Consider the following 6,319-nt stretch of genomic DNA (forward strand, 5'->3'; position numbering starts at 1 on the left):
TTTCACGTTTCAATACCGCAAAAGGGTCTCCCCCCATGCGGCTGATAATGGTAGACTTGTGTGTTTAACGAAGTACAATAGTTTCAATACCGCAAAAGGGTCTCCCCCCATGCGGCTACTTAGACCAGTTATATCTAGCAATGTGCTTAGTGGTTTCAATACCGCAAAAGGGTCTCCCCCCATGCGGCAGACCAAAGTGCGTTGCATGTACGCTGCTCCTTACAGGTTTCAATACCGCAAAAGGGTCTCCCCCCATGCGGCGAGAGAGCGGCTCAAGACCTATTATCGCGATGAGGAGTTTCAATACCGCAAAAGGGTCTCCCCCCATGCGGCGACATTGAAGAATATGCTGTTGAATCATTGTCTGCAAGTTTCAATACCGCAAAAGGGTCTCCCCCCATGCGGCTACAGCTTCTCGATAGATGACATACTGGCTTCACGTGTTTCAATACCGCAAAAGGGTCTCCCCCCATGCGGCTTGATGACAATCTTACCACGGGTGATAAACTAGTATGTTTCAATACCGCAAAAGGGTCTCCCCCCATGCGGCAGCTCCATTCACGGAGTACCATATAACAAGGCCTCAACGGGTGTCAAAAAAACATTACTCTTTGACGGTGTTCCCGTTAGCTCTCTCTTACATAAAATTATAGGGCCACCACGAAAAAAATTCCTAGTAAAAATGCACATTTTCCTTATGTTGCGAGAAGCAGATCACGTTTTAGAAGTAATGACAAAAAATGAGGTGAATTTCTGTTTGTACTGTTTCTCGGAAAGTTCATAATTTGAAATGTTTTATGAACAAATGTTTAAGAGTAGCGACATAATCCGTAAAATTATTTACGATGCACCATGTTTTCCCGCGTTGTATAGACGTATGTAACCAATTGCTTCTCTTAATAACAGCCGTTTTTGTGGTATATACTTACTATAGTTGCAATTTCTTATTCTTGATTTACAAGGTGATTTCGCTTTTTTCTTGCAATTGACAGCCACGGCAAGCCTGTAAAACCCGTCCTTTCCATAATTTCCAGCTTCAAAAAAACGAGCGCTTTCCGTAACCTCTAACTAAAATACTATCAGACAACCTCCGCTTCATGCCATAACCCTGCCGGTTCCGATTCCCGCAAGGTGACGCAAATCCGGTTTCACCCGGAATTTGCCTTGAAACCGCATCTCGTCATTACCTCATGGCAGGCTCATTTGCCGATTTTGCTTCCGCTTTGACCTTCACCCAGATGTCTTCCGGCATTATTCCATTAGCCTTGCCAGGCCTTTCCCATTTCCGATTTAGCCGCCTCCAAGCAAACACGCCGTGCCCAAGCTTGCCGTGCCAGGCAAATCGAGGAATTGGAATTACCTCCCTTCGCTTCCTGATGGGCTTTTGTGGCAGAAAAGCTGATGTGACGGAGGAACTCTTTAAAAATCACCCAAGGTATGGCCGTTAGATCCCTGACATACGCCATGAAAGAAAAACTCCCGGAGTACCGCAGATTGTCCCCAAAAACACAAAGCCGCACCCCGGGAAAACGGGATACGGCTTATCATGCGGATTCAGGAGTTCTTCAAAGGCCGCGTCGGGAGTTTTCTGGTTACATCAGCCTGTCTTTCTGCTGTTTCGTCCTATTCTCTTTTTTCCTTGTTATCCCCCCTCAGATCCCCGGCATCGCCTGGGGCAGATTTTCCGGGGCCTCGGCTCCTTTTATCGCTTCCGGCCTTTAATTCTTGTCCGGATTCACCCTGAAGATAGGCACTACCTTGGAAGCGTCGGCGCCCATAATGGTGTGGGGCACGCTGCCGTTCCACTTTTCGGCAATGGTGAGATCCACGAGCTCCTTGTTGGCCTTCAGAGCTTCGGCCTTGAGCTTGATGGCGTTGGCTTCGGCTTCAGCCTGCACCTGAATGGCGTAGGCCCGGGCCTCGGCCTCCAGCTTGCGGGCCTTGCTTTCGCTTTCAGCCTTGGCTACCAGCTGCTGGGATTCGATTTCCACCTTCTGAAGCTCGTTCTTGGCCTTTTCCACCTCCTGCTTCTTCTGGGCAGTCTGCTCGATTATGGTCTCATAAGCTCTGGAAAAGTTCACATCCTCGATCTGCACGGAGAGCACATTGATGGGGTAGTTGGCCAGAAGCTCCTTGATGTTGTGATCCAGCTCCTGACTCAAATCGCTGCGCTTCTGCACAATGGTCTGAGAGGTGTAGTGGCCGAAGAGGATCTTGGAGCTCTGCTGCACCATGGGAGAAACCACGGTGTAGAAAATGTCGTCGTTCTTGCCGAAGTGCTTATAGACATCGATGATCTTGGCGGCGTTGTACTGCCAGGTAATGGAGATGCGGTAGGATTCAATGATCTGCTGATCATAGGAGTATGCTGAAAGCACATCCTTCCCGGCGCCGAATACCGTCTTCTGCACCCGGGTGCTGTAGATATGATTTCTCTGGGCAAAGGGCAGCACAAAATTAAGCCCCGGATCCACAGTGCCGGATACCTCGCCGAAGGTGGTGACCACACCCTTTTCGCCTTCATCCACAATGGTGATGGAGGATTCTATGATGACAATGGCAAGAAGAATGGCCATCACAATAAAGATAATTGTTAATTTCAGTTTCATGATAATAATTCCTGTTACCGGTAAGCCTGCATCATTATACCCGCATCCCCTGCCGGGACAGGATTATTCCTGATGTTTTGTGCTCAAAAAGGCTAAGAAGATCATTACGGCAAAGAAGAAGAGCATTACGGCAAAGAAGAAGAGCATTACGGTAAAGAAGAAGAGCATTACGGAAAGAAGAGCATCAGATGACCTCCCTGCCGGATCTGATTCCGGCCCGGACGGGGAGACATAAGTTTAAGAGCTTCCAGAGGTTTCCTGCCCGTTATCCCCTCTTCTGCCCGTTATCCCCTTCTTCCATCCCACCCTTCTACCCTTCCTTCCTTCCTTCCGAAAATAAAAAGCCGGTACTCCTGCGAATACCGGTCTTTTGTCCTTACTTACTTGAATGGGAAATCTGTTTGTTACATAAGCGCCGGAATCCCGGTCATTTATCTCGGTTCATCCGGCGCCGGGAAGGCTCTCGGGGAGCTCCTGAAACCCCGGCGCTATGGTTTGGTCGTCTCGTAATCCTTTCTGCGAGGGGAAGGAGCCTTGCTTTGTTTCTGCCCTTAAGCCTTCTTGCGGCATCCTGCTTCCGGGGCCGAGCCCCGGTCTCTTTGCTTTACTTCACGTAGCTGAAGAAATAGGCTTTGGTTACGGGGGCCAGGTTCATGATTTCAGCATGTCTGTTAAAAAGTCTTTTCATTGCGGTTACCTCTTTTTTTTTCGGATTCGGGGCTTTGCGGGAATTCCGGTTCCCGGCCCCTCAGGTTACTGCCATTCCGGCGGAGAGAGCCTTTGATTACTTCACGTAGCTGAAGAAGTAAGCTCTGGTTACCGGGGCCAGGTTCATGATTTCAGCATGTCTGTTAAAAAGTCTTTTCATTGCGGTTACCTCTTTTTTTTCGGATTCGGGGCTTCTGGGGAATTCCGGTTCCCGGCCCCTCAGGTTACTGCCATTCCGGCGGAGAGAGGCTTTGATTACTTCACGTAGCTGAAGAAGTAGGCTCTGGTTACCGGGGCCAGGTTCAGGACTTCTGCCTGTCTGTTAAAAAGTCTTTTCATTTCGTTATCCTCCGAAATCTGTTTGGCTCATCTCGCTGAGCACATTTTCATAATAGTGATATTGAGCACACTTTGCAATAGCGTTTTGTAGTATTTTTACAGAATTTTTGAATGAAAATACTTTCAGATAGCTGAAAATAATTTCAAACGCTGCCCCGGACTGCGGAGCCAAACCCAACACTTCCCGTATTTCAGCCAAAACACGGCCTTTTCTCGCCAAACCTTCCTGAAAATCACCATTAAATCCCGGCGAAACAAAACTACATTTAACCCGGTAATAAAGAGATGTGTATCACATATCGTTTTAGTGCCTGGCAGCATTCCCAGCGGCGCCTCCGGATAAAGCATAAAGAGAATATCCTCCGCGGCACCGGGGATCAGGAATCTTTGGAACAGACCGGCACGAATCAGCGGAAGAGGGAGTCAGAATAACCGTAAAAGAAAGGCCGGAGAGCTGCGCATCTTAAATCTGCCGAAACGGGGCAGGAGAACCCATGGCGTAATTACTCCGGGTATTTCCCGGGGTAATTCCGGACTTTAAGAGAATTCCTATGGGGGAATGCGGGATGAGGATCGGAACAAGTATGGTGACGGGGACAGGGACAGAAACCCCATACTATTTCTAACGCCTGAAACACGCCGGAACCCGGTAACAGCAAGGCCTCAGGGCCCTTCGGGAGGGACTGATGCTGCGGAATGAGCCAGGGGCCTGAGGAATTTGGGTTATCTCCTTAAGACTCCGTTTCCCTTATTCCGGCACTCCATTACCCCAGTCCGGCTCTCCGTTCCCCTTATCCCGCCCCCTTGCCTGCGCCATTCCGGGGATTTTGGGGCAATAAAAAAGCGGCCCTGAGACCGCTCTTTTTCTTTGGAGTTTCCTCCGGGGATTACCCCTTATCAGTCATTGGCCATGTCGCCGATTTCGCTGAGGCCCTTGGCCAGCTCGTCAGTGGCGATCTCGGCTGCGGTAGGAACGGTACCGTCCTCGCGAACCTGGATCCTTCCCTCTTCTGCCTGACGGCGGCGGCGCTCATGATAGCTGAAGCCGGTGCCGGCCGGAATGAGACGGCCCACAATGACGTTTTCCTTAAGACCGCGGAGCTCGTCCACCTTGCCGGCCACTGCGGCTTCGGTGAGCACGCGGGTGGTCTCCTGGAAGGAGGCGGCGCTGATAAAGGACTCGTTATTGAGGGAGGCCTTGGTAATACCCATCAGGATGCGGTTGAAGACCACCGGACGCTTGTGGAGTCTGTTAAGCTCTTCGTTAACGCTCTTGACGTAGGAGTACTCGGCCTGTTCGCCCTTGATGAACTCCTTGGAGTCACCCGGATCCACAATCTCGCACTTTCTCAGCATCTGGCGGGCGATCATTTCAATATGCTTGTCATTGATCTTTACGCCCTGGAGACGGTATACCTGCTGCACTTCCGAAACGATGTAGTTGGCCACGGCCTCAACGCCCCGGAGACGCAGAATATCGTGCGGAGACTCCGGACCGTCGGCGATGGGCTCGCCCTTCTTCACCTCGTCGCCGTCAATGACGTTAACATCGCGGGAGGAGGAGATGGCGATCTCGAAGGGCTCCAGAACCTGACCTTCAGGGCCGGTCTCGGTGGGAGTGATGATGATCTTCTTCTTGATGCGGGTTTCCTTGCCGAAGCTGACCACGCCGGAGTACTCTGCCAGAATGGCCGGCTCCTTCGGGTTTCTGGCCTCGAAGAGATCCGCAACGCGGGGCAGACCGCCGGTGATGTCCTTGGTTCCGGCAACCTTCTGCGGAATGGAAGCGATCACATCACCCGGGAAGATTTCCTGATCTTCTTCGATACGCACAATGGACTTGGCGTGAAGCATGTAGGTAACTTCCTTGCCGTTGGCGTCCACCACCGGCTGGCCGTTCTCGTCCACCAGGTAAATGGTAGGACGCATGTCGATAACAGCCTTGTAGGCGGTCATCTGAGCCACGTAGTTGCGGTAGTTCTTTTCCTGAGCATCATAGACCTTCTTGTCGGCCTTCCACTGCGCCAGGCGGATCTCGAACTCCTTCACCTTCTCGGTATCCTTCACATCCTCATCGGAAAGGGTCGGCATTTCCCCCGGATTGTACTTGGGCTTGCCGGGATTCACCGGAGCTACCTTGCGGTTGGCGGATTCCCGCACCTCGATGTAGGAGTTGCCGGTGCCTTCGTCTTCCTTGCGGTCGATGGTCACACCGATTTCCATGTCGCGGAACTTCACAAAGCCGTGGTATTCGGACAGGGTCGGATGAGCGTGAGCGTCCCACTCGGCCACGGTGGTGTTGCTCACCACCTTTTCGCCGTTCTTAACATAAAGCACGGAGCCGTAAGGGAGCTTGTGGCTCTCGAACTTCTCATCGTCAACGTACAGATGCGCGGAACGGGATACCACCACCAGCTTGCCGTCCTTTCTGACGAAGGTGCGGGCGTTGATGATCACCTTGCCGGCGCGCTTGACCACTACGGTGTTGTCAGCCGCAGCTGCGGAAGCCGCGCCGCCGATGTGGAAGGTACGCATGGTAAGCTGAGTGCCCGGCTCGCCGATGGACTGAGCGGCCATAACGCCGACGGCTTCGCCCTTGTTCACCAGGATGCCCCGGGCCAGGTCGCGGCCGTAGCAGCGGGCGCAGATGCCGTACTTGGCGT

At 52.0% G+C, this 6,319-nt stretch carries 3 protein-coding genes, 1 pseudogene and 1 CRISPR repeat array; of the genes and pseudogenes, 1 reads left to right on the forward strand and 3 read right to left on the reverse strand.

Features of this window, described 5'->3' with window-relative positions:
- Nucleotides 1-6: 6 nt before the first annotated feature.
- A CRISPR array of direct repeats spans nucleotides 7-551; the repeat unit is 37 nt; unit sequence GTTTCAATACCGCAAAAGGGTCTCCCCCCATGCGGCT.
- A gap of 1,167 nt (nucleotides 552-1,718) precedes the next feature.
- A complete protein-coding gene (locus ACJROR_RS06180; RefSeq protein ID WP_406037852.1) occupies nucleotides 1,719-2,609 on the reverse strand; it encodes an SPFH domain-containing protein in 891 nt (296 codons plus the stop codon).
- A gap of 79 nt (nucleotides 2,610-2,688) precedes the next feature.
- On the opposite strand from ACJROR_RS06180, the gene ACJROR_RS06185 reads away from it, so the two are divergent.
- Complete coding sequence (locus ACJROR_RS06185) at nucleotides 2,689-2,844, forward strand: hypothetical protein (RefSeq protein ID WP_406546334.1); 156 nt, start codon at nucleotides 2,689-2,691, stop codon at nucleotides 2,842-2,844.
- An 816-nt stretch (nucleotides 2,845-3,660) separates the two neighbouring features.
- On the opposite strand, the gene ACJROR_RS06190 is transcribed toward ACJROR_RS06185, so the two are convergent.
- The gene (locus ACJROR_RS06190; RefSeq protein ID WP_406546335.1) at nucleotides 3,661-3,876 is read right to left on the reverse strand and encodes a hypothetical protein; all 216 of its coding nucleotides are present in this window, start codon (nucleotides 3,874-3,876) and stop codon (nucleotides 3,661-3,663) included.
- 677 nt (nucleotides 3,877-4,553) lie between these two features.
- A pseudogene (locus tag ACJROR_RS06195) lies at nucleotides 4,554-6,319 on the reverse strand (DNA-directed RNA polymerase subunit beta'); the annotation flags it as partial.

Origin of the sequence: Succinimonas sp. (assembly GCF_045225735.1) — a bacterium.
Lineage (GTDB): Bacteria > Pseudomonadota > Gammaproteobacteria > Enterobacterales > Succinivibrionaceae > Succinimonas.